Raw genomic sequence first — 25726 nt, 5'->3', positions numbered from 1 at the left:
CGACTTCGTTTCCGGGACTGATGACCAGCCATTCACTCTGAACTAGTGTGGCTAGCACCACATTCTTCCCCGCAACCGTATGCCGGGCAACGGCTGAACGACTGGAGTTCCCTTACATGCGACCCGCACGGTTCGAATACTTGAGACCCACGAGGCCTGATGAGGTGTGTTCCGCACTGGAGCATGACGGGCACACTGCCATCTTGGCCGGTGGCCAGAGCTTGCTGCCGCAGCTGTACCGACGTCAGCGGCGGCCGGAATTGGTGGTCGATATCGGCCGGGTGGATCGCCTGCGCGAGATGACTGAGGATGGTGACTCGCTGTTCGTGGGTTCCGCTGTGACCCAGCGAGAGCTTGAACGCGCCCCCGGTATTGGCCGCATGCGCGTCCTAGGGGCGGCTTTGAGCCATATCGGGCATGTGCCGACGCGGAACCGGGGCACGGTGGGAGGCAGTGTTGCGTTCGCTGATCCTTCTGCCGAGATCCCTGCTGTGTTGCTCGCCTTAGACGGCCGGGTTCACTTGATCTCGACCAGAGGATCGCGATCAGTCGAGGCCGAAGATCTCTATACCGATTCCTTCCGCACCTGTCTGGAGGAGACGGAAGTGATCGGAGACGTCGAGTTCCCGCTTCCCCGGCCGGACGTGACGTGGTCGTTCGAGCAATACCACTACCGACGCCATGCGAAGATCACCGTGATCGCGGGCTTTGATCCCACCCACTCGACGCTTCGCCTGACCATCGCCGGGGCTGCCAAGACACCGAGATCAGTGACGCTCGATGACGTGTCGCCTGGCCGGCAGTCGATGGACGTGGCGATGACAAGGGCCGAGAGCGCGTGCATACGGCTCGTCGAGGACTTCGCGGACCCTTACGGGCCGGTGAGTTACCGTCGACGGCTCGTCGCAGCGGCAACGCGATCCGCTGTGCTCGCTAGCTGCCAAGGAGGCGCACAGTGAACGGTCAACCTGAGAAGCATCCCATCGTCATCGCCGTCAACGGCGAGAAGCACGGGGAGTATGTCGAGCCACGCATGAGCCTGTCCGACTTCCTGCGGGACAAGTTGGGATTGACGGGTACGCACATTGGCTGCCATGAAGGCGCGTGTGGTGCCTGCACGGTACTTCTCGACGGGGTGTCGGCGCGGTCGTGCCTCACACTGGCGACACAAGCCGATGGCAGGCAGGTGGACACTGTCGAGAGTCTTGTGGATGACGATGGGCGTCTGACCCTCCTGCAAGAGGCCTTCGTAAGGCGATTTGCCCTGCAATGTGGGTTCTGCACGCCAGGGTTCTTGATGCTTGCCACCGAGATCGTGAAGGAGGCGCAGGAAGAAGGACGGTCATTCTCCCGCGAGGCGCTTACTGAACGGCTTTCCGCGAATCTGTGCCGATGCACGGGTTATGTGCCCATCGTGGAAGCCGTCGAAGAGGTCCTACGCACTCACAGCGACTCGAATGGAGGCGAGCGGGCATGACTGAGCACGTGAACGACGGTGGGGACGCTGACTCGCCCGTGTCATTGAACGCCGACAGATGGGTGCGCGGTGGTGGACGCTACCTCGCCGACATACACCTTCCGCGCGAGCTGACCTGCGCGATTCTGCGCAGCCCGCATCCGCACGCACAGATCGTCCGGATCGATACGTCCAAGGCCGAGGAGCTTGAGGGCGTGCGGCTGGTAGTGACCGGCGCCGAACTCAGCGAAGAGATCGTCCCGCACGGTTACCTTTGGGATTTGCCGGGGCAGAAGGTCGGGCACGGCCTGTGCCTCACTCCCGACAAGGCACGTTATGTCGGAGACCCGGTCGCGGCCGTGGTCGCCACTGACCAGTATGTCGCCGAGGACGCGCTTGACCTGATCACTGTCCAGTACGACCCGCTGCCGCCGGTGAACTCCGCGCAGGAGGCCATGGACCCTGATGCACCTCTACTGCACGAACACTGGGGCGACAATATTCAGGTTCGCGCGCAGTGGCCGGTTCCCGTGGCTGACGATTCGCCTCCGCCGAACGTGGACGACGCGCTGGACAGCTCCACGTTACTACTCCATGATACTTTCACCAGCTCACGAATCATCGGACTTCCGTTGGAGACACGAGGGGTGATCGCGGACTGCGACGCGACCGCATCGAACCTCACGGTGTACACGTCTACCCAGTCCATTCATCAGATCCGCGAGGCTATCGCCGCGAGCTTACGAATGCCGGAGAATCAAGTCCGGGTCATAGCGAGTGATGTCGGTGGCGCGTTCGGGATGAAGGCCGTCGTGTACCCGGAGGAGATCCTCGTCAGTTACCTGGCACGTAGGCTGCGACGGCCAGTCCGCTGGATCGAGCAGCGCGACGAGTCCTTTGTGGCATCGATGCCGTCCCGGGCCCAAGAGGTAGCGATACAGATCGGTTTCGACAGTGAAGGAGTGATGCTCGGGCTCCGCGCCAACACGCTAACGGACCTTGGCGCGTCACCATCGGCTGCCGGTGCGGGAACCGGGTGGGTAACCGGCGCGTTGCTGTGTGGTCCCTATCGTGTTCCGGCGGTCGACATCACCGCTACGGCGGTCGTCACCAACAAGTCTCCGCTCGGCGCCTACCGTGGCTACGGCCAACCAGAGGCCAATTTCCCGATGGAGCGGCTGCTGGATCGCGCCGCACGGGAGCTCGGTATCGACGCTGCCGAACTGCGCCGCCGCAATCTCGTCCCCTCGGATTCGTTCCCCCATCCCACGTCGACCGGGCTGATGCTGGACAGTGGACGTTACACGGAACTGCTCGACTTGACGTTGCAGCGTTCCGGCTACGCAGAACTGCGCGAGTATTGCGAGCATGCCCGCGCAGCCGGGCGCCTCGTTGGGCTCGGATTGGCTTACTACAATGAGTGCACGAACTTCGGTCCCTCTGGCATTTTGCCATTGATCGGAGTCACTCAAGGTGGATGGGACTCCACGACAGTGCGGGTCGAGCCGGACGGGCGCATCAGAGTGTTCACCAGCCAGACCCCTATGGGCCAGGGTGTCGAGACTGTGCTTGCCAGCACGGCGGCCGACGCGTTCGCGGTACCAATGGACCACGTCACGGTGTGCTATGGCGATACCTTGAGCAGCCCATACACCGGATACGCCAGTGGTGGCAGCCGAGCGGCCGGAGTTGCCGGGTCGTCGTTGCACGCGGCGGCCGACAAAGTCAAGGTCAAACTACGTCAGATCGCTGCGCACCAACTCGAAGCCGACCCCGAGGATGTCGAACTGGTAGCTGGCGGCTATCTGGTGCGCGGTAGCGGCATGGAGCCGCTACCGTTGGAGGCGCTCAGCGCCGCCGCCTATCGTGGCGCGGGCCTGCCCGATGGGCTCGAACCGGGGTTGGAGGCAGTCGGAGTATTCGACCCACCCAGCCTGGCATTTTCCTACGGTGTGGTTGTCGCACTGGTCGAGGTCGACGCCGATGATGGCACCGTGCGGGTTGACAACCTCTGGATCGGACATGACTGTGGCCCTCAACTCAATCCGGCCATCGTTGCTGGTCAGGTTGTAGGTGGGGCGCTGCAAGGTTTGGGCGCTGCGCTGTATGAGGAGCTCGGCTACGACGAGCACGCTCAACCAATGGTGCGATCGATGACCGACTATCTGCTGCCCACGGTGAAGGATATGCCGGAGTTCACGCTGCTTCACTTGGAGACACCTACGCCGTTCTCACTCAACGGCGCAAAAGGAGTCGGTGAGAGCGGTGTGATCGCCACTCCAGCAGCCATCGTCAACGCGATCCAGGACGCGCTTCCCAGCGACGTTGAAGAGTTGACCACGATTCCCGTAACGCCCTTACGACTACTGCGTTCTCTCGAAGAATCGACGGTGAGTCCGTCTAAGTCTCAAGATACAGCGACGCACTCGGCTTGACGAGCGATGCCCGCTGTGGTCGGTGCTCCTTGCAAGGAGATTGTGGTCGAAGTTCAGTAGCTCCGAGTATCTAGTTAGCGAGGCGATTGTGGATTGGCCCGGCGTGGTGCTGGATCCGGATTGCGAACCCGACCCGATGCACGACGCCAGAAATGGATGTTGGGTCTCGTGGGAGTACGTACATAACAGACAATGACTCGGTGCTCTCGGTAGTGCGGGCGGACGCGGTACTGGATCGCTGCGTCGAGTTTTGTGCCGGCTGTTGTCTGTGTCGACTAAGGGCGGCGCTTGCCCGGGCTGGTCGCACAACTTTTCAGCATCCTGCCCAAGCATGTAGCAGAAATTGATTCGCGGCGCCGTTGTTTTGGGTCGATGAGCAGTCGGATAATCGCACTTGATCTAATAGTTTGTCGGTATTTCGATGACTGATTAGGCGAGAGCGCCACAATATGTCCGAGCGGCGTATTATTCAGATCATGAACAGGGAGGAGTTGTGATGCAAGATCAGCCAGCTGGACGCGTTGGCGTCCTTGTCGCGAGCACGACCGCGCCTGAGGAGGTGCCTTCGCTTGCCAAGCGGGTGGAGGACAAGGGGTTCGGGGAGCTGTGGGTGGCCGAGGACTACTTTTTTCAGGGTGGTATCGCCACCGCGGGACTGGCACTGGCCGCGACCGACGCGATCCCTGTGGGTATCGGCGTACTTGCGTCCGTTGCGCGCCACCCCGCGGTGTCGGCCATGGAGATCGCGACCCTAGCGCGTGCGTATCCGGCACGTGTGCTGCCCGGAATCGGGCACGGAGTTCCTGCCTGGACGAAGCAGATGGGGCTCGAAGTGCGCTCGCCGATGAGCGCGCTGCGCGAGTGTATGACCGGCATTGGCGCGCTACTCAATGGCGAAACCGTGTCCGACGAGGGGCAGGTCTTCTCGTTCCGCGACGTCACGTTGACTCATCCCGTTGATCAGAACGTACCGCTTTTCACCGGTGTACTTGGCGACAAAGGTCTTGCGTTGACCGGCGAGATCGCCGATGGCCTGCTGGTGAGCGCTCTGGCGCCGGTGGAGTACGTTCGCGCGGCTTGCGAGAAAACGAGCGCGGCAGCGGACGTTGCCGGCAGGCAAGCACCGAGCGTACGGGTGTTGTCGGTAGTCAGCGTTACGTCTGATGAGTCCCAAGTAGAGGCCGTTCGGCAGGAGGTGAAGCAAATTCTGGCCTTCTATCTGGCTGCCACCGGGCCCGGTCCGTTGTTCGGCACGATCGGGATCAATGAGCAGCTGGCGGACATGCTCAGCCGCGGGGGTATGGAGCTGGTGTTCGAAGAGATGCCGGACTCATGGCTGGATGCCCTCGCGATCGCAGGCTCGGTGGACACCTGCCGGACACGAATCAAGGAGTTTCTCGACGCAGGCGCGGACTCTGTTGTGTTGGCTCCCATGCCCACGGAACGCGCCGAGGAGACGTTGACGGCTGTAGAAGAACTGTTGCCGGAATTCAGCTGCTGAGTACGGAGTAGACAATCATTGATCACCGTACCGAACTGTGATCACGCGACCGCTGACGAGTCGCTCCATCGATTAGAGAGGGTGTTGATACAACATGACCGACATCGACAAGGACACCACCGCGATACTGGCGGTGCACGATGCCTGGTTCAAGTCCAACGTTGGACTGGTGGTGGAGGACATGCTCCCGCACTTCCCGCAAGGGGAAAGCAATTACCTCCAGTTCAATCTGAACGGCTTTACGTACAACGGCGTAGCGGACAAGGCGAAGTTGTGGCGCAATCTGGCAGAACTCGGGGTGAACATCACAAGGCTCACCGATGCGGAACCGCCTCAAGTGCATGTATACGGGGACGTGGCATGGCTTACCACAGAGGCTGTGGCCGAGCTGGTCATGCCGACGTCGTCGGGGACATTGGAGAGCTCCGGAGAGATGAGGATCCGGGAGACCGAGGTGTACCGCCGCGATGACGGGGCTGGAAATGCCCGGTGGACCATCTGGCATATGCATGTGAGTGAGGCGGCCGCATCGGGCGGTCTGAAGTACGGTAACGAGTGATCATACCGGCGGAAGGTTGACAATGGAACTGACTTCACAACATACCGTGGCGGGTCCGGCTGGACGGCTCGCTGTCGCCGGTTCGGCGGATTTCGCCGAGGACGATCTCGTGGTACTTGTGCACCCGATCAACACGTCGTCGCGCGTCTGGCGGGCTGCCGCGGCTAGGTTGGATCGACCGGTGCTGGCGTTGGACCTGCGCGGGCACGGGCTCTCGGATCAACGTGGACCGTTCCTGATCCACGATTACATGGCTGACGTTCTTGCCGTGTTGGACGAGTTCGCGGTGCGTAAGGCGCATCTGGTCGGGGGATCGTTGGGCGGGACCATTTCACTGGCGCTAGCGGCCACGCACCGGGATCGGGTCGCCAGCGTGACGGCGTTCGGAAGCACGCTGGGAACCGGTGTGGGGGAGAACGTCATAGAGCAGATGGTCGCCCAGCTGAATTCGGTGGGGTGCACGAGCTACTTCGCCGAGTTGATCCCACAAGTGGTCGGTCACGACTACCGTGGGACGCCGGTCGTGCGCGAGGCGCTGGACGCGGTCGGTGAGCGGCCGGAATCGGTGATCGCCGAGATCCTGCGTGGCGCGTTCTCCGCAGACATCAGGCACCTGACGTCCGCTGTGAGGTGCTCGACGTTCGCGGCGGCAGGAGATCAGGACCCGACGTGTCCCGTTGAAATGTCCCGGGAACTCGCCACAGCGACAGGGGGTGTCTCTCGTGTACTCCCCGGCCTCGGTCATCTTCCGATGCTGGAGGCCCCAGAGCTGATCGCGGAGCTTGTAGCTGAGCATCTGGATCGCGTGCGTGACGACACGGTTGGTGTATTGTGACGTACTCGATCGTGGCTGTCGACCCTGACACGGGGGACCTCGGCATTGCGGCGCAATCGCACTTCTTCGGAGTGGGTAGGCTGGCAACCTGGAGCGAGTCGGGTGTGGGAGCGATCGCGACCCAAGCGTTTGTCAATGTCGATTTCGGACCGGATGGGTTGGCGAAGTTGCGTGCTGGCGTTACGCCTGGTGAGGCACTCGACGAGCTTCTCGAAGAAGACGACCTGCGCGAGTACCGGCAGCTGGCGGTAGTGGACGCCGCCGGGCGTACGGCTTCGCACACCGGTGCGCTTTGCGTGCCCGCGTCGGGCGGCCTGCGTGACGACGGCGTTGCCGTGCAAGGCAACATGCTCGCCTCGGACGCTGTGTACGAGGCGATGCTGGATGCGTATCAAAGAGCCGAGGGCACGCTGGCTGATCGCATGCTGGCGGGGATGACTGCTGCGGAACGTCAGGGCGGCGATGTAAGGGGATCGCAATCGGCGGTAATGAAGGTGGTGTCGGGAACGGTATCGGAGCGTCCCTGGCAGGAGGTGCTGCTGGACGTCAGGGTGGATGATCATCACGACCCGATCACCGAACTGGCCAGGCTCCTTCCGCTGCACAGGGCGTTCGACCAGCTCGGTACCGTGATGTTCGCCCCCCGGCTGATGATGGGTACCTACACCGGAGTGAGCAGGGATGAGCTGGAGTCGGCACTGGATTCGCTGAGCCGGGCGCGCGAGGTACTCGGCGACAACCTGGAAGCTGCGTTCTGGCAGGCTGTGCTGCTGGCCAGGGCAGGCCGCACGGAGGAGGCGAAGGCGTTGTTCGTCGAAATCTTCGCGCGGCGCGAGCGGTTGCGCGACTTCCTCACTGCCATCTCCACCGTGGGATTCCTCGACGGCGCCTCGGAATTTCTGTCGTGAGCAGCTCGTCTCGGTGGCCGCGCTCGGATAGTGGCAGCGGAAGCGCCGGCGCGGAGGTGGCCGCCAGGGCCACCGTGTCCGAGGCTAGGCTCGTCGAACTGACTCGCGCGATGATCCAGCGGGACACGACCAACCCGCCGGGGGACGAGAGCCCGGTAGTCGGACTGCTCACCGAGGTGATGGCGGAGCTTGGCTGCCAGACCGAGCACTTCGAGTCAGAGCCGCGCCGGGCTTCCGTGCTCGCCTCCGCCGGTGATCGTGACGGAAGTCGGCCCGTGTTGTTGATCAACGGTCATATCGACGTGGTTCCCGCAAGGCCGCAGGAGTGGTCGGTGCCACCGTTCGCCGGGGTGGTCAAGGACGGTCGGGTCATTGGCCGCGGTGCTTGTGACATGAAGGGCGGGATCGCGGCCGCCATCGAGGGCCTACGAGCGTGCCGTGATGCCGGCGTCCGCCCAGCTGCGGATATCGTCTTCCATCTCGTAGCTGACGAGGAAACCGGCGGGCAGCACGGCACTGCTGCCCTGCTCAGGGCCGGTCGTATCCAGGCGGATGCCTGTGTCGTCCCGGAGCCCAACGAGTTATCCATCGGGGTCGCCGAACGGGGGGCGCTGCTGGCTGAGATCGAGGTGTTCGGGCGTGCCGGGCACGGCAGTGACCCGGCAGCTGTTCGTTCGGCCGTCTATGATGCCGCGGCTATCACGCGTGCATTGCACTGCGCCGATTTCGGTGATCCCGAGCATCCCATGCTCGGGCGACCGACGTGCAATGTCGGCGTGATCCGAGGTGGTACCGCGCCCAATATCGTCGCCAGCCAGTGTGACTTAAGCATCGACCGGCGAACGTTGCCGGGACAGACTTCGTCCCAGGTGCTCGACTCCGTGCGTGATGTGATCGACTCACTCGGCGACATCGACTATCGAATGACGCCAACCGTGTTCGTGTCAGGTTCGGAGATCGCCACCGATCACCCGTTCGTTTCGTACCTGCTCGACGCATGCGGCCGCGCTGCGGCAACCGAAGTGCGGGGATCCATGCTGAGCACAGACGCGCGATTCATGCGCAATGACCTGCGTATCCCGACGGTCGTATATGGTCCCGGTTCAATGCGTCACGCACATACCGCCGACGAGTCTGTGGGAGTGGACGAACTGTGCACAGCCGCACGCGCGTTCGCGACCATCTTCGCGACTTTCGATGGCCAGTCGATGTGAAGCCCCCTCACGGGCAGTGGCCAAGCCCCTTCATCTTTCTGTGACACAGGTACAGCCGGTGTCGTGGGCAGATCGCCCATTTCGATGCACGTGGCTGTGCGCGATCACCACTGACGTGCACGTCTTCTGCTCATAGTCTGCTCGCCAGGTGATTGGCCCGTCGTGCAGCAGCTGGCGGGCCCTGGCGAAAGGAAGGAGGACAACACCGATGGCAGTCGCAGATGTCGCATTACCACCCCACCAGTCCGCGGACCGAGCCACGGGGGCGCGCTCCGAACGGCCCGCTAGTTCGTCGAGTGCGCCGCTTTGGTCACTGCTGACGGGACCCGCAGCGGATCACTTTACCGTCGTCGCCGCTCCCGTTGGCCTGCGTAGGCCGGTGTGCGGGACGACCGTCTGGACGGAACGCGGTCGCGACCTGGTCGGTCGGCAGAACCTGCTTCTGGTCGACCCGTGTCTCACGGCGGATGACCGGGACGGGCCACTGGAGGCGGCGGCGGCGGCTGAAGCGACCGGTGTCGTGGTCAAGGGCTCCGGTCAGTCGCTTGGTGATAGGGCAAACGAGCTGGGCATCGCGCTACTCGAGGTTGATGGCCGTAGTTCCCTTGAGGACGTAGAGCTTCTCGTACGCGGTCGAATTGCGGCGGCCGGCGCCGGCGAGCCTGCCGGGCCCGTTGACACTGCCGGGCTGTACGAGCTGGCGCGTGTTACCGCGACCCTGTTGGGCGCACCGGTGGAGATCACCGACGAACACTTTCGTACCCTGGCATTCGACAACCTGTCTTTCCCGATCGACGAGCTTCGGGAGCGATCGATCCTCGATCGCCGGCCGCCGGCAGCGACACTTGAATGGCTCAGCCGTAGCGGCATGTTCGACGAGTTGCGCGAAAGCCGCGACCCGGTTCACATCGACCCTCCCGGTGGGTGGCCGCGGCTGGTTGCCGCGTTGCGGGGGCAGCGACAGCACGTGCTCGGATACGTGTGTGTTACGCAGGCGGATCGTCGATTCGGGGCGCACGACGCTCGAGTGCTGGCCGACGCGGCATTCGCGATGGCACAGCATCAGGCAGCGGGTCGCTATCCGGCGCGTGCCGCGACCAAGTCTTCGGAGGCGTTGCTCGCCGACGTGCTCGCCGGGACGGCCGATGTCTCGGCGTTGACCCGTCGGCTGTCCAGAGCGCGCGGTACCCGCTGGCACGTGGTCGGCCTGCAGGAACGACGCGGGCGCTACGAGCCGGATCTTCGCCAGTCGGTCTCCGCGAAGTCGGTCTTACCCGAGGGTGTTGTGACCGAGCTCGATGGTCGCGTCTACGTTGCCGTCGAGTGCGAGAAGTCTGGCACGGCATCGGAGTTGGCGGCACGTGTTGCCAGCAATGCTTCCGCTCATACTGGACGAGATATTGTGGCCTGTGCTGGCGATCCGATCACCGATGGTCACGATGTTGTTGACATTCGGCGGGCGGTCGACCGAGGGCTTGACGTCCTGATGGGTGAGAGTCGGCGTGCCAGTGCGACCGTGACTGAACTGCGTGCGTCGCTGTTGCTTGTCGAGATCGGCGAGCTGGTGCATAAGCGCCCACACCTGCTTAGTGGACCGTTGGATTGCCTCGTGACTGGACGAACCAGGCGCAGCGCTGATTACCTGTCGTCGCTGAGTGTATACCTTCGGTGCGGATGCGATGTCGGTGCGGCAGCCCGCCGACTGTTCATTCACCGCAATACGCTCCGCTACCGGTTAAACCGGGTCCAAGAGCTGTGCCAGATTGACTTGGAGGATCCGACCGAACGTTTCGTCGTCGAGTTGCAACTCCGGTTGCTCGAACTCGGTGATCGTGTTGCGCACTCGGCGGGTACGGAAGCACGCGAAGGAGTAGATACGTAGGAAAAGTCAGGGGCTCCGGTAATCCGGGAACCTCTCGTTCGAAATGAAGAACAACGGAATTGGGTAAGCGACGACTTCTTCCGTGCAGGTCACTGGCCTGAAGTTGATGTCCGTGGACAACTGTCCTGGACAATGCGGGTGTTGCCGCACCGCGAATCGAACGAACAATTCCGGTAGTGAAGTACCTTGACGTCGACCCGGTCGGTATCATTGGTCACGGCCTTAGTGCGGGTCCCGTTATGTAAATACCCCTACTGCGGTCCTACCGATTGCGCGGTCATAGCCGAAGTGGCGAGTGAGTTCGGCCTTCAGAGCTGCGTCAAGAGTTTGCTTGACAATCCCGTCAACAGCCCGTTCGGCGCGGTCAGTTCCACACTTTCTCTCTAGTGTCGGTTGGATTGATATTGTGCACCAGGCACAATGCATACCGTGTTCTTCATGCGGTTGTACATGGTTCGATTTTACCGATGCACGTAGACTGACGACTCAAGATTCGAATAGCATTTCGTGTGCTTTTCCGCTAGACGGATTTCGCGATAATCGGTTGGAGTTTGTGATTGTGAGCAGAGTGCCTTTATCACAGGTCTCGTGTTCCGGCGATCCGGGGACGTGTGCCGACACGGTGGACCTTCCTACGGCCGTGCGAGGGGCGTCGATCGGTTTCAGCGTGCTCGTCGTCGGCGGACTGCTGACGCCGATCGCCGTGCGGACGTGGGACGTGCTCGGTCTTGTGTGGTTGCCCGGTGTCGCGGTACTCGCGTTCGCGTGGGCGGCGGGCAAGGCCTGTGCCGGTCGGGACTCGATTGTGCAGGGAATGCTGGCCGCCAGCGGTGCGTATATGTTCGTGCTGCCGCTCGTCGCGCTGGGTACCGGTGGTCTCGATGCGAGCCAGGTGTCGTTGACGGCGATTGTCGCGGTCATCATCGGGGGCGGTTCGGTCCCGATGCGAAGGTACGCCCGCGCCCGCCGGTCGTCGTGGAGCTGCCGGTGACCTCACAAAAGGACGGACACCGAGAGCAGGCGCCGCAGCGGCGCGAGAGCGGCGCGCACAGCGGTCCGGCCAAACCCGCACGGTCCCGATTGTCGGCGACCGTCCAGTCGCCGGTGGTGGAGGCGGGTGAGATCGTGCGTTTCGGCGCGCGTGTTGTCGGTTCGGCTGTGCGGCACCCCCGAGGTTACTGGGGCGAGGTGCGCGACCAGATGTACGAGATCGTCAAGCTGTGCTGGATCCCGCTGGTGATCTCGACGGTCGCGTTCGGTTACGGTGCTCCGGGCTTGCAGGGGTTGAACCTGTTCAGCCTGTTCGGGATACCGGAGCGGCTCGGCTCGCTCTTCGTCATGGCCAGCGTGCGCGAGTTCGCGCCGTGGATCAACGCCATGGTGGTGGCGGGTGTGGTCGGGACCGCGATCACGGCGGACCTGGGTGCGCGCCGGATTCGTGAGGAGATTGATGCCACGCAGGTGCTTGGGGTCGATCCGATCCGCACGCTGATCGTGCCGCGTGTGGTGGCGTTGACGCTGATGACGGGGTTGCTGGTGTTGCCGGCCCTCGCGTTCGGTGTCGTGGGCGGTTACATCGCCGCCGTGCATGTCGGCGGCGCGAACCCGAGCGTGTTCGTGGACAACTTCTTCGTCAACGCCACGACCACCGACATGTGGGGCACGGTCGTGAAGTGCGGGCTGTTCGGGTTGATCGTGGGCGTGGTGTGCTCGTACAAGGGGTACCGCGCCAGCGGGGGGCCGATCGGTGTGGGGCGCGCCGTGAACCAGGGAGTGGTGATCGCGTTCGTGGCGATCTGGATTTTCAATGCCGTGTACACGACGATCCTGCTCGGGCTGAACCCGGATATGCAGGTCTTCCGGTAGGGGGCGGGCGCGATGAGTATCGACGAACCGAATCGCGGCGAGGGCCGCGCTGGAGGCGCCCGGGCGCAGGTTCCCCAGCCGGAGGATGTGCGGGTGACCGTCAGCGGCACCGTGGACAAGGTCCGGCAGGCGATCGGCACGGGCGGCGAGATCGTGCGGTTCGCGGTCCGGACGCTGCGTGCGCTGCCCGATTTGCGGCATCACACCAGCGAGGTGTTCCACCAGACGGGGATCCTGATCCTGTCGACCGGGTTGATCCTGTGGCTGATGCAGTTCGTGATCGGCTACCAGTGCGGTCTGGAAGCCAAGTACGTGCTCGACCAGATCGGTGCGCCGCTGTACTCGGGGGTGTTCAACGCCTGGTGTGCGATCCGGGAGATGGCGCCCTACATGTGGGGCTACATCGTGGCGGCCAAGATCGGCTGTGGGCTGGTGGCCGAGATCGGGTCGATGCGGATCTCCGAGGAGATCGACGCGATGGAGGTTATGGGGGTTCGGTCGCTGAGTTACCTGGTCGGTACCCGCGTGGTGGCCGCGTGGATCGCGATCCCGTTCCTCTACACCGTCGGTCTCGGGGTGATGTACGTCGGCGAGTACCTGGTGACGGTGGTGATGCTGGGCGGGGTCTCCGCAGGCGGGTACTCCTACATCTTCTGGCTGTACCAGACTCCGGTCGATTTCGTGTTCTCGTTGCTCAAGGTCATGGCGATGAGTACGGCGATCGTGTTCGTGGGCTGTTATTACGGCTACCACGCCCGCGGCGGCCCGGTCGGGGTCGGCAAGAACACCGCGAAGTCGATGATGCTGAACATGGTCCTGATCCACATCATCGGGTTCTCCGGCACCGCCTTGTTCTGGGGTGCCGCTCCCAACGCGCCGATAGCGAACTGAGCATGTCCGGCCGGAAAGACGATTTCGAGGAGCTGACCGTGAGCGAGCAATCAGCCGCGCAGATCGACGTCGCCGACAGCGCCTGCGTGTCGGGCGAGGTGGCCATGACCAAGAGTGGTCGCCTGCTCAACGGCAACGGCGAGCACACCATGGCGGTGTCGGAGTTGCACAAGTCCTTCGGCGACACTGCTGTGTTGCGCGGGGTGAGTCTGGACTTCGCGGACGAGGCCGTGACGACCATTCTCGGCCCGTCCGGGACCGGTAAGAGTGTGTTGATCAAGCACCTTGTCGGGCTGCTGGAGCCGGATGCCGGTGAGGTGCGGGTGTTCGGGCAGGACATCTGGAGTATCAGCGAGGCCGAGCGCTACGAGATCCGCAAGAAGATGGGGGTGCTGTTCCAGGACGGCGCGCTGTTCGGGTCGATGAACATCTACGACAACGTAGCGTTCCCGCTGCGCAAGCACACCGACATGACCGAGGATGCCATCGCGGAGGCGGTGATGCCGGCGATGCAGGAAGTTGGTTTGGAAGCGGCGATGTCGCGCTACCCGGGGGAGCTCTCCGGGGGGATGCGCAAGCGGGCCGGGTTCGCGCGGGCGTTGGTGACCAAGCCGGACGTCGTGCTGTTCGACGAGCCGGACTCGGGGCTGGATCCGGTGCGTACCAGCCTGCTGTGCGACCTGATCCTGCAGGTGCATCGCGAGCACGGCGGCACGTACCTGCTGGTCACCCACGACATCAGCACGGCGAAGAAGGTCAGCGACTACGTGGGGCTGATCTGGAAGGGCGAGGTCGTGCACTACAGCGGAGCCGAGGAGGCCTTCGCCTCCCAGGACCCGTTCGTGCGGCAGTTCCTCGCCGGGGACTCGGCCGGACCGTTGGGAATGGACTGAACATATGCGTGGACTCGCGATAGCCGGCGTGGTGGCCGTTGCGGTCGCCGCGGGAACGGCCGCGGTGGCGGCAGGCAACGACGGCTACGAGGTGGACGTGGTGCTGCCGTCGGCGACCAACCTGATTCCCGGTGGGGACGTGCTTGTCGAGGGGCACGAGGCCGGCACGATCGCCGACATCACCCCGGACGAGGGCCAGGCACGGGTCAGGCTCGCGATGGACGAGGAGTTCGCGCCGCTGCATTCGGGGGCGGTGGCCACGGTCGAGTGGCGGGCGGTGCTCGGTGAGCGCCGGGTGGCCATCGAGGACGGCCCGGACGACGGCGCGGAGATCCCGAGCGGGGGCATGCTCGAGGGCGCGATGCCGCAGCCGATGGAGGTCGACCAGGTACTGGCCGCGCTGGACGAGCCAACCCGGGAACGGGTCAACGACCTGCTGCACTCGCTGCAGGGCACCCTGGATGGCAACGAAGCCTCGCTCAACGACACCCTGCGTTCCTCGGGGCCGGCGCTGGAGGCGCTCGGCGAGGTGCTGCGGGGCCTGGGCACCGACGGACCGGCCATCGAGCAGCTGGCGATCCGGCTCGAGGAGCTGACCGCCACGCTCGCCCAGCGCGAGGGCCAGGTCACCGACATCGTGGACGGCCTGTCGGCGATGTCCGAGGACGTGGCCGCGCAGCAGGAGGAGCTCGGCACCAGCCTGGACCGCTTGCCGGGCACCCTGCGGCAGGCCAGATCGACCCTGGAGCGCCTACCGGGCACCGTGGACGAGACCGTCCCGCTGCTGGAGGACCTCGAGCCCGCTACCTCACGGTTGCCCGGGGTGGCCGAGAACCTGCGCCCGGTGTTGCGCGACCTGCGGCCGCTGACCGGTGAGCTGGGCCCGACACTGGACTCGGCCGAGGTCCTGCTGCAGGACACTCCCGGACTGCTGGACAGCGCCGGAGCCGTGCTGCCGCGAGCGACCTCGGCGGTGTCCGATGTGCAGCCCGCGCTGGAGTTCCTGCGGCCCTATACCCCTGAGCTGGCCGGGCTGGTGTCCAACTGGAACTCCGCGTTCGGTAATTACAAGGAACAAGGGCGCTACGTCCGAGCGATGGACTTTGGCGGGGCAGCAAGTGTCATGAACGTCAATCCAGGAGTCCTTCCACCTAGTCACCGACTAAACCCGACTCCGCGTCCGGGTGAGCAGGTGGGTCAACCGTGGACCGACGCCAGTGGGAGTGGGATGCGATGAGCGGCCTGACACGCGCGATCGGACGGGTGCGGCAGCGCGCCTCGGCGCGGGCAGTGGCGGTCGCCGCCGCCGGCGCTCTCGGCCTGACCGCAGGCGTCACGGGGATGGCGCACGAGACCGATGGTGGTGACCACCTGCTGCTGACCGCCGAGTTCGAGGATGTGAGCCCGCTGCTGTCCGGAAGCGAAGTGGAGACGCACGGCGTTGGTGTCGGCAAGGTCGCCGGTATCGAGGTCGGTGAGGACGATAACGCGCGTGTCGGGGTGCGGCTGGACAGCGCCGCGTTGCCGGTGCACCGCGATGCCCGGTTGACCGTGCGTGCGGTGAGCCTGCTCGGTGAGCGCTACCTCGAGCTCGACCGGGGTGATCCGTCCGAGCCGGTGTTGCGGCACGGGGCGACGATCCCTGTGGAGCAGACCGGGCAGGCGGTGGACCTCGATGAGGTGCTCAACACCATCGACGAGCCCACGGGGGAGGGGCTGGCTGCGCTGGCCACCGTGCTGGGTGAGGGCATGCGCGGCAACGGCGCCGATGTCGACGAGACGATCCGGGTACTGGCCGAGGCGATGGACGACACCGGTGAGCTGGCCGGCGTGCTCGCCGAGCACAACGAGCTGCTGTCCCGCATGATCGACAACGTGCGGCCGGTGGCGGCGTCGCTGGCCGAGGACGAGGGCAAGACCCTGGACGGGCTGCTGGAGTCGACCCTGCAGCTGACCGACGCGGCCTCGTCCCGGCAGGAGGAGTTGCAGGAGTCGGTCTCCGAGCTGCCGGCGACGCTGGAGCAGACCGAGGCGAGTCTGGAGCGGCTGAACGCGGCCGCGAACGAGGCCACCCCGACACTGGAAGAGGTCCGGCCCGTTACGGAGGACCTCGAGGTGATCAGCACGGAGATCTCCTCGTTCGCCGAGACGGCGGAACCGGCTCTGGCCAGCACCGAGCCGGTCCTGGACCGGGCGGTCGAGTTGCTGGATGAGGCCGGGCCGGTCGCCGAGGAGCTGCGCGAGGCGGGACCGGACCTGCGGTCGGTGGCCGCTGACGCGGAGCCGGTCGTCACCGGGCTGGCGAACAACTTCGACGACGTGCTCGACTTTCTGCGTAACTGGGCGCTGACCACCAACGGGTATGACGGGTTGTCGCACTACTTCCGCGCGCACCTGGTCCTGGATCCCACGCAGCTCGCCGGGCCGGACCTGGGCCTGCTCGGCGGCGAGGAGGAAGCCGAGGGTGACGAGGCAGGCGAGCAGGGCGATGCCCTCGAAGACGCGGGAGACCTGGCGGAGGAGGTGCCCGGCGGGCTGCTGGAGCCGTCCGGCGACGGCGAGGGCGACGGCAGCGCGACCGGGCTGAGCCAGGAACAGGAGCGCGGAGTGCTGGACTTTCTGGTCGGAGGTGAGCAGTGATGAGACGCGTGGCGCGTGAGCGCAGGGGCTCGCTGGCGCTCGGTACGGTCGCGATCCTGCTGCTGGTCGGTAGCGCGTTCTTCGCCGTCAACGCGCAGCACGGGATGCCGGGGACGACCGAGCTGTCGGTGCGGGCGGCGTTCTCCGATGTCGGGTCGTTGCGCGTGGGCGACGACGTCCGGATCAGTGGCGTGCGGGTCGGTCGGGTGGCCGGTGTCGAGCTCGGCGATGAGCGGGCCCTTGTCGATCTCGCGCTGACCGATGTGGACACGGTCTACCGCAATGCCGAGGCGGTGACGGCCTCGGTCGGGGCGCGCTCGGCTCTGGGCCAGCGCTATGTCTCGCTCAACCCGGGGACGCCCGAGGCCGGTGAGCTGGGTGAGGACGAGGTGCTCGAGGCGGCCGAGACCGCGGGAGCGCAGGAGCTGACCGGGCTGTTCGACGTCTTCGACGAGCCGACCCGCGATGCGCTCGGGTCCTCGCTGCGCGAGGTCGGTGGCGGCATGGCCGGGCACAGCACCGACGTGCATGACGCGCTGCAGGCCCTGCCCGAGGCCCTGCCGGACATCGCCGCGATCTCGCGCGCCCTGACCGCCGACGGCGGGAGCGACACCGTGGCCATGCTCTCGGCGGCGGACTCGCTGTCCGCGCGGTTCGCCGAGAACCACCGGCAGCTGGCCGACCTGACCTCCCAGCTGGACGAGACGCTGGCGTCGATGGCGGTCGACAAGGGGCAGCCACTGGCCCGGACGCTGGAGCGCGCGCCGGGTACGATGCGGGAAGCGCGCACAGCGCTGTCCTCGCTGGACGGGCCGCTCGCCGACACCGAGAGCGCGATGGCCGCGTTGCGGCCGGGTGCGACCGCCCTTGCCGAGGCGACCCCGGACGTGCGCGGCGTGCTGCGGGAGAGCAGGCAGCCGCTCGGCACGTTGCCGGGCGTGGCCGAGCAGGCCGAACCGGCCGTCGAGGACCTCACCGGGGTGTTCGCCGACGCGCGCCCGGTGGCGCCGCAGCTGACCTCGGCGGTGTCGGACCTGCGCGACCCGCTGCAGGTGCTCGAGCCGTACGCGCCGCAGATTCCGGGATTCTTCAGCTCCCTCAGTCGATTGCTGTCGGACGGCGATCAGAACGGCAACTGGCTGCGGTTCGCGCTCGTCGGTGCGACCGAAACCGCTACGGGAACGGCGGATTGGCTCAGCGAGGACCCGACGGTGGCCCGGGACCCGTACCCGGCACCGGGCGAGGCGGATGTCCGCAAGCAGTCGGTCCTGCCGGGCCAGGGGGAGTGAGTGAGTATGGCAGCACGCAACAGTGGCGTCCTTGCGAGCGTGGCGCGCTCCCCGGTGCGGATCGGTGTCGTACTGATCGTCGTTGTCGTGGCCGCGTCCGTCGCGCTGTTCTACAAGCAATCCATCAGCACGGTGCTCTCCTCGGGGGAGACGATCACGGTGCACTTCGACCGCGCGTACGGCCTGGACCCGTATGCCTCGGAGGTCAAGGTCTCCGGTGTGGAGGTGGGCACGGTCACTGGGGTCGATCGCGTCGGCGAGGACGACACCGCGGTGGCGGTCAAGGTCGAGCGGTCCGCGCTGGAGAAGCTGGGATCGCAGCCGTCCGCCGCGATCCGGCCGACCACCCTGCTGGGCGGCAACTACTACGTCGACCTGGCCACAGGGGGCCTCGAGGGCGAGTTCGACGGCGTGATCCCGACCGAACGTACCGAGACACCGGTCGAGCTCGGCCAGGTCGTCAACGACCTGCAGCCGGACACCCTGGAGGCGCTGCAGGGGGTGGTGCCGCGGCTGGACGACACACTGGGCAGCGAGGAGACGCGCTCGGCGATCGACGAGTTGCTGGAATCGGCGCCCGACACCATGGAGCCTGCCGGCGAAGTCCTGGACGCGGCGCGCGGCACCGAGCCGGCAACGGACCTGCCGGAACTGGTGGGTGGGCTCGAGTCGGTCGGTGCGGTACTCAACGAGCAGGACGGCCAGTTGGCATCCATCGTGGACAACATGGCCACCACGAGCCGGGTGCTCGGCGAGCGCTCGGCGGATATCGGCCGGACGGTGCAGCGGCTGCCGGCGGCGCTGGCCGCGACCGAGTCCGGCCTGCAGCGTCTGGACGGCTCGCTGGACACGCTGGAGGCCACGGCGGGCGACCTGCGGCCGCTGGCTGGCAGGCTGAACGACACGCTGGACACCCTGGATCCTGTGCTGGTCACCGCGCGCCCGGTGGTGCGGGACCTGCGGGAGCTGATGGGTGAGGCGCGCCCGCTCGTGGACGAGCTGGTCCCGGTCACCCGCGGGCTGACCCGCTCGCTGGAGGACGTGCGCGGCCCGGTGATGGACCGCGTGGACGGCCCGATCACCGAGAACGTGCTCTCCGACTGGCACGGCAGCGGCCCCTACGAGGGAGGCGGCGCCGACCGACCCTTCTACAAGGAGCTGGGCTACATGGTCTCCAACTACGGCGGGGCCAATGCCATCACCGATGCGCACGGCGCCGGTATCGGGTTCCACGTCGGGTTCGGGACGGAGTCGGTCGTGGGATTGCCGGTCAGCCTGACACGACTATTCGAGAATCTCACCGGTCTGACCGAGGAGGTACCACGATGACGGCGCGGACGAACCGGCTGCGGGTGCTGTGGCAGCGGGTGCGCACCGAGCCGAAGCTGGGTCGCAACCTGCTCGCCCTCGGTGTTGTCGTGGCCATGGGACTGGGGGTCGGCGGCTACATCCTGGGCAACCAGGGCGCCGGCGTGCTGGCGTGGCCGTGGGAGGAGCGGCTGCATTTCAGCGCGGAGTTCGTCGAGGCCTCGGCGATCGCGCCGGGGCAGGGCCACGAGGTGCGGATCGCGGGGGTGCCTGCCGGGGCGATCGAGGCCGCGGAGGTCACCGAGGACGGGTTGGCCGAGGTGGAGCTGTCGGTCGAGCTCGAGTACACCATCTACGACAACGCCGAGCTGGTGCTACGTCCCAAGAGCCCGCTCAACGAGATGTACGTGGCCATCGACCCCGGCGGCCCGCCGGGGGAGGAACTCTCCGGCGGGGAGACGTTGCCGGTGGCCAACACCAAGCGCCCCGTGCAGTTCGACGAGGTGCTGGGACACCTCGACGGCGACACGAGGGACGCGATGGCGGCGCTGATCGTCGAGACCGACACCGCCCTGGCCAACGCTCCCGAGGAGCTGTCCGGCGGGCTCTCGGCAACCGACCGGGTGCTCGAGCAGCTGCGCCCGGTGGTCGAGTCGCTGCGGGAGCGCAAGGACAAGGTGGCCGAACTCATCAGCGCCCTGTCCACGATCTCGGAGACCGTCGGGCAGAACGACCAGCGGCTGGTGGCCATCGCCGACACGCTCGAGCAAACCCTGCGCGGCCTCGGCGAGCAGGACACCCCGCTCGAGGAGTCGCTGCGGCGGCTGCCCGCGGTGACCGAGACACTGACCGAGACGATGGGCAGCGTCGAACAACTCAGCGGCGAGCTCGACCCGACGTTGGAGAACGTGCACGCCGCTGCCGAGCCGCTGTCGGCGGCCCTGGAGGACCTCGACCCGGCTCTGGAACGGGCCGATGGGGTCCTGGAGAAGGCCACACCCGTCGTGGATCGGGCGGGCCCCGTGGTGGAGGACCTGCGACCGGCCGTCGCGGACGTCCGCGAGGCCCTGCCGGACGTCAACCGGATGACCGCCCACCTCGACCCGGTGACGTCCAGCCTGGTTCCCCGGCTGGACGACTTGAACGCCTTCGTCTACAACACCGCTTCGGTGGCAAGCGTCAGTGACGAGAGGGGGCCGCTCAATCGCGGCATCGTGCAGGTATCACCGAGCACGATCCCGCTGCTGGACAACCTGTCGCCGTCTCCCGAAGAGCGAGAGTAGAACGCGCCATGACCATTCCCCACACTCTGCTGCGCCATATCCGGCTCGGTGTCGTGCTGGCGTTCGTGACGGCCTGCGTGCTGCTGTTCGCCTACCTGTGGACCAGCTCCGGCGGCCGGATCCCGCTGGTCAGCGACGAGGGCTACCGTGTGTCGGCCTCCGTGCCGCACGTGTCCAACCTCGCCGACAACGCCGACGTGATGGTGGCAGGCACCCCGGTCGGCGAGGTCGTCGAGATCGAGCCCGCCGGTGAGCGGGCGCGGGTGGTGATGCAGCTCGGCGAGCGGGCCACGGCGGTGCACGAGGGCGCGACCCTGCGGGTGCGGTCGAAGACGCTGCTGCAGGAAACGTTTTTGGAGATCACCGACGGGGACGGTGCCGCCCTGCCGCACGGCGCCGCGCTGCCCGAGGACGCGGCGAGCCCGGAGGTCGATCTCAACGACGTGCTCGACGACCTCGACGAACCCGCCAGGGACGCGCTGGCAGGCAGCGTGCGCTCCCTCGGCGCGTCCACCGAGGACAGCCAGGAGAGCATCTCGCGCGCGCTGACCGGCCTCGGACACATCGGCAGGGACGGCGGCACCGCGGTCGACGCGCTGGCGTCGCAGTCGGACTCGCTGGAACGGTTGACCGGCAACACCGCGCAGCTGCTCGACGCGCTCGACACCCGGCAGGGCCAGATCGCCAGGCTGGTCGACGACGCGGACACCGTCACCCGGGCGACCGCGGAGGGCAGCGAGCAGCTCGAGACGGTGATGCGCGAGCTTCCCGGCGTGCTCGATGCCACCCGGGAGGCCACCGACGACGTCACCCGGCTGTCGGAGGCCCTCGGCCCGGTCGCAACCGACCTCACCGAGGCCGCACCCGAGCTCACCGCCGCCCTCGAGGAGCTACCCGCGACCGCACACGACCTGCGCGGACTTCTGCCCCCGCTGGACGGCACGCTCGAGGCGGCACCGGACACCCTCACCCGGGTGCCGACCGTCTCCGGGCACGCGCGCGAGCTGCTGCCGCAGGTCCAGGTGGCGCTGGCCGACGTGAACCCGATGCTGTCCTACCTGCGCCCCTACGGGCGCGACCTCGCCGGGTTCCTCACCACCACCGAACCGGCTATTGTAGACACTCCTAATGGTCCTGTTGTCAGGCTCATCTTTGTATTGAACGAAGGGACGGTGCGAGGTCTGCCGCTGGATACCAACGAGATCGTGGACCGCAAGAACCCGTATCCTGCGCCGGGCTCCGCGGTGGATCCGGGGCCGTTCACCGGCGAGTATCCGCGGGTCGAGCGCGAGGAGAGTCCCGGTGACAACTAGGGGTGCCGTGCCTCGTCGCGCCGTGCCGGGTGCGCGCCGGCCGCGCGGGGACGGGACGCGTTGATGGGTTCTGCGGCTCGGGCGGCGGGTGGCCTGCGTGCCCGGGTGCGGCGTCCGGGCAGGCGCACGGTGCTGGCAGCGGGTGCGTTGCTGCTGGTTGCCGCGTTCCTGCTCGGCGGGCTGGCTCAGGTGCGGCTGGAGACGAGCATGGACTCGTTCCTGCCGGCCCGGGACGAGGCCGTGCGTGACCTCCAGGAGGTCGGTGCCGCCTTCGGTGGCGAGCCGGTTGTGGTGCTGCTGGAGGGTGACGAGCCGGGCCGGCTGCTCGGTGAGGGCAACGCGGGCCCGCTGATGGGCCTGGAGGGTGAGTTGGCGCAGCTGCCCGATGTGGCGGTGACCTACGGCCCGGCGACGCTGCTCAACCAGGTGGCCGGGCGGATGCAGGATCTGCTGGCCGAGCTGTCCGGCAGGCGGGACTCGCTGGCCGAGCACGCCGAGCAGCAGGCGCTGGAGGATGGGGCTTCGCAGGAGGAGGCCGCCCGGGCCGGGCAGCGTGCCGTCGAGCAGTTCAGCGCTCGCTACGGGGGCCTGGTTGTCGATGCCATGCCCGCGGGCCTGCCCACCCTGAACAATCCCGACTTCGCTGACCGGGTCGTCTTCGACGATGCCGGCGAGCCGCGGGAGCAGTGGCGGTTCGTGGTCCCGACACCCGAGTCCGTGGCGCTACTGGTGCGCCCGCGCGACGGGCTGGACGAGGCCGCGACCCAGCGGCTGGTGCAGCGGGTGCGTGGGGCGGTCGACGAGGCCGGGGTCGATGCCGCCGAGGTGACCGTCTCGGGCGTGCCCGCGGTGGCCTCGGCGCTCGGTACCCAGGTGCGCAGCGAGATCCCGCTGCTCGGCGGGGTCGCGGTGCTGCTGGTGACCGGCTGTTTCCTGCTGGTGCCCTGGACGTCCTGGCGGTACCGGGCGCTGCCGGTGGCGAGTGCGCTGCTGGCGATCGGGCTGACGCTGGCGGCGTTCGGGTGGGCCCAGCGGCCCCTGTCGCTGGGCGTGCTGGCGTTTCTGACCGTGCTGCTCGGCACGGCCGCCTACTACCCGACATACCTGGCGCAGCGCGTCTCGGCCCGCACCGTGGCGGCGGTGGTGGCGGCGACCTCGGCCAGCTTCGCCACCCTGCTGCTGTCGCCGCTGCCGTTCGTGCGCGATTTGGGCCTGATGCTGTCGGTGGGCGTGCTGGTCTCGGCGGCGGCCGGCCTGGTGCTGCGGCGGGTGGCGCGGGCAGGTGCCCGCGACCCGGCCACGGACGGTGCCGCCGCACCCGCCGATCCGGCGCCACCGGCTCGCAGGGCACCATCGGTTCCCGCGCGGGCAGGGGCCCTTGCGGGTGCGATCGCGGTCGCCGCGGCCGGGTGGCTGGCGCTGCCGGGAATGGAGCTGGACAGCAGCATGGAGCGCTTCGCCGAGGGCCTGCCCGCGCTGGAGGACGCCGACACGGTGGCCTCGGTGCTCGGCTCGCGCGGGGAGGTGGCCGTGACCCTGACCGGGGACGAGGTACGTACTCCCGAGACGCTGGACTGGAGCAGGCAGGCGCAGAACGCGCTGCTGGCCGCGCACGGCGACCGACTCACCCCGGTGGTCACCCCGCCGATGGTGCTGCCGTTCCTCGGTGCCGACCCCACCGCAGAGGAAGTATCAGCCGCGCTACGGCTGCTTCCGCCGTACCTGACCGGGGCGGTGTTCCGCGGCGACGGCGGGATGGCGCTGCTGAGCTTCGGCGTGGACACCCTCGACGCAGGAGAGCTGCGCGAGCTGCGCGACGAGCTCACCGGCCTGGTGCCCGACCCACCCGAAGGGTACGAGACCGCCGTGACCGGCCTGCCCGTGGCGATCGCCCGTGCCCACGAGCTGCTGTCGGACAACCGCCTGTGGAGCAACCTGGCCGGCATCGCCGCAGCGAGCCTGGTGGTGGCGATCGCGCTGCGGCGCCGCGTCGACGCGCTGCGGGCCGCGCTGGCCGCCGGTATCGCCACCGGCGCCGGCCTGCTCGCGCAGCAGCTGGCCGGGATCGCGCTCAGCCCACTGACCGTGGCCCTCGGAGCGCTGACCGCCGCGGTCGGCTGCGAGTTCGCCGTACTACTGTCGGAGGCGTCCCGGCGCGGCGACCCCGCGCTGCGGCGCTCGGTGCTGCTGGCCACCGCCACCTCGATGGCCGGCTATGCCGTGCTCGCCCTGTCCGACCTGGCCGCCATCGCCGAGTTCGGCCTGGTCCTGGCCGGGGCCGTCGCCCTGTCCCTGGCAGCCGCGGCCTGCGTGACCTGGGCCTGCCCACCACACGAGACCCCCAGCGCACCCCGGCACACCGCAGTGGCCACCGAGACCGTAGGGGCATCGACATGACCACCGGAGACGAACCACCCACCGGTTCCCGCGACGACAGCGGGACCACCCGGAGGCTGCGCAGGCTGGTACCGGCCGGCAGGCGCGCGCGAAGCGTGCTGGCGGTGGCGCTGGTGCTGGTCCTGGTGCTGAGCGGCTCCGCGCTGTGGCTGGGCAGCGGCCGGTCCCTGGCCGGCCTGCAATCCGGGCAGGGCGTACTCTCCTTCCTACCGGTGCGCCTACCCGACGGGGTGGCATTCCAGGCAGGCGGGCGCCGGGTGACCGAGACCGAGCTGGACCAGCGCATCGAGGTACTGGGCGCGCTGTACGGGATCACCCCGCCCGAGGAGGACGCCGAACGCGACCGGTTCCGGCGGGACACCGCCAAGTCCTACGCGGTGAGCCTGATCCTCGAACGCGAGGCCGACGAACGTGACATCGCCGTCTCCGACAAGCAGGCCCGCGACACCCTCACGTCCTTCATCGAACAGGAGCTCGGAGAGGGGCAGCAGGCCTACAACCAGTTCATCGACACGCTCGGCCAGGAAGGCGCCACCGAGCAGGCCGTGCTCGACGAGATCACACGCCAACTCGAGCTCAGCGAGCTGTTCAACACCATCACCGAGAACCACCGCCAGGTCGGCAGGCAGCAGCTCGAGGAAGCCTTCCAGCAACGCCGGGACGAGCTGGGCGCGCCGCAGACCCGCGAGATCCGCAACATCGTCGTCGACAGCGAAGCAGCCGCCGACGACGTCATCGCGCAGCTCGAGTCGGGCGCCGACTTCGCCGAACTCGCCCGGCAGTCCAGCCTGGACGGCAGCACCCGCGAGGACGGCGGCGACCTCGGCAGGCTCAGCAAGGACCAACTCGAGAACGAATACGGCCAGGCCGCCTTCAGCACCGAGGAAGGCGAGGTGTTCGGCCCCATACACAACGACTACGGCTGGAACGTCGGCCGCGTCGACAACGTCCACCCCGCCGAGGAGGCCACCTTCGACGACGTCGCCGAGGACCTACGCGCCCAGCTGCAGAACGAGCAGACCCTGAACGCATGGCGTGACTGGCTCGCCGAACGCA

General features: G+C 66.9%; 21 protein-coding genes. All 21 read left to right on the top strand.

Translation table 11 applies throughout. From position 1 onward, the window contains the following. The first annotated feature begins 116 nt into the window (after window positions 1-116). Window positions 117-959 (top strand): FAD binding domain-containing protein, encoded by an 843-nt coding sequence (locus tag CHB84_RS20255; RefSeq protein WP_089303253.1) that lies wholly within the window; start codon window positions 117-119, stop codon window positions 957-959. Further along, a complete protein-coding gene (locus CHB84_RS20250; protein WP_245818868.1) occupies window positions 956-1477 on the top strand; it encodes a (2Fe-2S)-binding protein in 522 nt (173 codons plus the stop codon). The genes CHB84_RS20255 and CHB84_RS20250 overlap by 4 nt, the downstream gene beginning before the upstream one ends. Beyond that, complete coding sequence (locus CHB84_RS20245; protein ID WP_176440054.1) at window positions 1474-3891, top strand: xanthine dehydrogenase family protein molybdopterin-binding subunit; 2418 nt, start codon at window positions 1474-1476, stop codon at window positions 3889-3891. Before CHB84_RS20250 ends, CHB84_RS20245 begins: the two co-directional genes overlap by 4 nt. A 496-nt stretch (window positions 3892-4387) precedes the next feature. Next, window positions 4388-5392 carry an LLM class flavin-dependent oxidoreductase gene (locus CHB84_RS20240; RefSeq protein WP_089303251.1) on the top strand — a complete coding sequence of 335 codons (1005 nt, stop codon included), beginning with the start codon at window positions 4388-4390 and terminating at the stop codon, window positions 5390-5392. 94 nt (window positions 5393-5486) lie between these two features. Further along, the gene (locus CHB84_RS20235; RefSeq protein WP_089303250.1) at window positions 5487-5951 is read left to right on the top strand and encodes a YybH family protein; all 465 of its coding nucleotides are present in this window, start codon (window positions 5487-5489) and stop codon (window positions 5949-5951) included. Window positions 5952-5997: 46 nt separating this feature from the next. Continuing rightward, window positions 5998-6786: an alpha/beta fold hydrolase gene (locus CHB84_RS20230; protein WP_217898656.1), complete on the top strand. Its 789-nt coding sequence runs from the start codon at window positions 5998-6000 to the stop codon at window positions 6784-6786. Then, window positions 6783-7694, top strand: a complete 912-nt coding sequence (locus CHB84_RS20225) for a DUF1028 domain-containing protein (RefSeq protein WP_089303248.1) — start codon at window positions 6783-6785, stop codon at window positions 7692-7694. The genes CHB84_RS20230 and CHB84_RS20225 overlap by 4 nt, the downstream gene beginning before the upstream one ends. A gap of 56 nt (window positions 7695-7750) precedes the next feature. Beyond that, entirely contained in the window at window positions 7751-8908 is a 1158-nt protein-coding gene (locus CHB84_RS20220; RefSeq protein WP_342743982.1) for a M20 family metallopeptidase, read from the top strand. Between the two features lie 379 nt (window positions 8909-9287). Further along, on the top strand, window positions 9288-10790 hold the full coding sequence (locus CHB84_RS20215; protein WP_176440053.1) for a PucR family transcriptional regulator: 1503 nt from the start codon (window positions 9288-9290) through the stop codon (window positions 10788-10790). A 622-nt stretch (window positions 10791-11412) separates the two neighbouring features. Then, window positions 11413-11781 (top strand): hypothetical protein, encoded by a 369-nt coding sequence (locus tag CHB84_RS20210; protein WP_089303246.1) that lies wholly within the window; start codon window positions 11413-11415, stop codon window positions 11779-11781. Next, window positions 11778-12656 carry an MlaE family ABC transporter permease gene (locus CHB84_RS20205; protein ID WP_245818867.1) on the top strand — a complete coding sequence of 293 codons (879 nt, stop codon included), beginning with the start codon at window positions 11778-11780 and terminating at the stop codon, window positions 12654-12656. The genes CHB84_RS20210 and CHB84_RS20205 overlap by 4 nt, the downstream gene beginning before the upstream one ends. 12 nt (window positions 12657-12668) lie before the next feature. Continuing rightward, the gene (locus tag CHB84_RS20200) at window positions 12669-13547 is read left to right on the top strand and encodes an ABC transporter permease (protein ID WP_089303245.1); all 879 of its coding nucleotides are present in this window, start codon (window positions 12669-12671) and stop codon (window positions 13545-13547) included. A 104-nt stretch (window positions 13548-13651) separates the two neighbouring features. Next, window positions 13652-14440 (top strand): ABC transporter ATP-binding protein, encoded by a 789-nt coding sequence (locus CHB84_RS20195; protein WP_089303259.1) that lies wholly within the window; start codon window positions 13652-13654, stop codon window positions 14438-14440. A gap of 4 nt (window positions 14441-14444) precedes the next feature. Then, complete coding sequence (locus tag CHB84_RS20190; protein ID WP_089303244.1) at window positions 14445-15677, top strand: MlaD family protein; 1233 nt, start codon at window positions 14445-14447, stop codon at window positions 15675-15677. Continuing rightward, on the top strand, window positions 15644-17080 hold the full coding sequence (locus tag CHB84_RS20185; protein ID WP_245818866.1) for an MlaD family protein: 1437 nt from the start codon (window positions 15644-15646) through the stop codon (window positions 17078-17080). The genes CHB84_RS20190 and CHB84_RS20185 overlap by 34 nt, the downstream gene beginning before the upstream one ends. After that, window positions 17080-18369: an MlaD family protein gene (locus CHB84_RS20180; RefSeq protein ID WP_089303243.1), complete on the top strand. Its 1290-nt coding sequence runs from the start codon at window positions 17080-17082 to the stop codon at window positions 18367-18369. The genes CHB84_RS20185 and CHB84_RS20180 overlap by 1 nt, the downstream gene beginning before the upstream one ends. Window positions 18370-18375: 6 nt before the next feature. Continuing rightward, window positions 18376-19698 (top strand): MlaD family protein, encoded by a 1323-nt coding sequence (locus CHB84_RS20175; RefSeq protein ID WP_089303242.1) that lies wholly within the window; start codon window positions 18376-18378, stop codon window positions 19696-19698. After that, window positions 19695-20960, top strand: coding sequence for an MlaD family protein (locus CHB84_RS20170; protein ID WP_089303241.1), 1266 nt, complete (start codon window positions 19695-19697; stop codon window positions 20958-20960). The genes CHB84_RS20175 and CHB84_RS20170 overlap by 4 nt, the downstream gene beginning before the upstream one ends. Before the next feature lie 8 nt (window positions 20961-20968). After that, window positions 20969-22273 carry an MlaD family protein gene (locus tag CHB84_RS20165; protein WP_089303240.1) on the top strand — a complete coding sequence of 435 codons (1305 nt, stop codon included), beginning with the start codon at window positions 20969-20971 and terminating at the stop codon, window positions 22271-22273. Window positions 22274-22336: 63 nt separating this feature from the next. Then, entirely contained in the window at window positions 22337-24670 is a 2334-nt protein-coding gene (locus CHB84_RS20160) for an RND transporter family protein (protein ID WP_141134752.1), read from the top strand. Next, window positions 24667-25726: peptidylprolyl isomerase (locus tag CHB84_RS20155; protein WP_089303238.1), on the top strand; the 1060-nt coding region annotated here is incomplete at its 3' end. The genes CHB84_RS20160 and CHB84_RS20155, both read left to right, overlap by 4 nt.

The sequence above is a fragment of the Haloechinothrix alba genome, from assembly GCF_900188115.1.
Lineage (GTDB): Bacteria > Actinomycetota > Actinomycetes > Mycobacteriales > Pseudonocardiaceae > Haloechinothrix > Haloechinothrix alba.
Note: the sequence above shows the minus strand (reverse complement) of the source record. Positions and strands in the feature narration are given on the sequence as shown.

Bases quoted from the DNA above. Each gene is read 5' to 3' on its own strand.
- CHB84_RS20255 (WP_089303253.1), top strand. From the start codon at position 117: ATGCGACCCGCACGGTTCGAATACTTGAGACCCACGAGGCCTGATGAG.
- CHB84_RS20245 (WP_176440054.1), top strand. From the start codon at position 1,474: ATGACTGAGCACGTGAACGACGGTGGGGACGCTGACTCGCCCGTGTCA.
- CHB84_RS20240 (WP_089303251.1), top strand. From the start codon at position 4,388: ATGCAAGATCAGCCAGCTGGACGCGTTGGCGTCCTTGTCGCGAGCACG.
- CHB84_RS20235 (WP_089303250.1), top strand. From the start codon at position 5,487: ATGACCGACATCGACAAGGACACCACCGCGATACTGGCGGTGCACGAT.
- CHB84_RS20200 (WP_089303245.1), top strand. From the start codon at position 12,669: ATGAGTATCGACGAACCGAATCGCGGCGAGGGCCGCGCTGGAGGCGCC.
- CHB84_RS20195 (WP_089303259.1), top strand. From the start codon at position 13,652: ATGACCAAGAGTGGTCGCCTGCTCAACGGCAACGGCGAGCACACCATG.
- CHB84_RS20190 (WP_089303244.1), top strand. From the start codon at position 14,445: ATGCGTGGACTCGCGATAGCCGGCGTGGTGGCCGTTGCGGTCGCCGCG.
- CHB84_RS20180 (WP_089303243.1), top strand. From the start codon at position 17,080: ATGAGACGCGTGGCGCGTGAGCGCAGGGGCTCGCTGGCGCTCGGTACG.
- CHB84_RS20175 (WP_089303242.1), top strand. From the start codon at position 18,376: ATGGCAGCACGCAACAGTGGCGTCCTTGCGAGCGTGGCGCGCTCCCCG.
- CHB84_RS20170 (WP_089303241.1), top strand. From the start codon at position 19,695: ATGACGGCGCGGACGAACCGGCTGCGGGTGCTGTGGCAGCGGGTGCGC.
- CHB84_RS20165 (WP_089303240.1), top strand. From the start codon at position 20,969: ATGACCATTCCCCACACTCTGCTGCGCCATATCCGGCTCGGTGTCGTG.
- CHB84_RS20160 (WP_141134752.1), top strand. From the start codon at position 22,337: ATGGGTTCTGCGGCTCGGGCGGCGGGTGGCCTGCGTGCCCGGGTGCGG.